1 protein-coding gene is annotated in these 389 nt (G+C 40.6%); it reads right to left on the bottom strand.

What is annotated here, in order from left to right; translation table 11 throughout:
• Positions 1 to 389: transposase family protein (locus NE257_RS11265; protein ID WP_251886501.1), on the bottom strand; the 389-nt coding region annotated here is incomplete at both ends.

The raw sequence follows: 389 nt of genomic DNA, 5'->3' as shown, positions 1-389 counted from the left end.
TTTTTTTACGTGGCTCTTCAAAGAAGCTGTCTAAGACGCGCTCAACGGTTTTTGTGGAAACAAAATACCGCTGTGCAATATCCTTCATTGAGATCTTTTTCTTCAAATCCACAGCAATCGCAAATTTTAAGGCCTGTGAAATATAACAATTTTCCGCTACATAATAGGTTTTGGCAGAAAACGTATGATGGCACTGAGTACAACGAAAACGCTGTTTGTACAGGTGTAGATAAGTTGGTACTTCTTGATACGGAAGCAACTGAATCCAACTATCATGATAAGCATGACGGATGACAGAATCAAACCCACAACATTCGCAACGATGCGCTTCTCCAGTTAATAAGCCGGTAAATACATTGGCCATACGGCCATGAACGCGCTCTTTACTA

The organism is Enterococcus italicus (assembly GCF_023743875.1).
In the GTDB taxonomy this organism is placed as follows: Bacteria; Bacillota; Bacilli; order Lactobacillales; family Enterococcaceae; genus Enterococcus_G; species Enterococcus_G italicus.
Note: the sequence above shows the minus strand (reverse complement) of the source record. Positions and strands in the feature narration are given on the sequence as shown.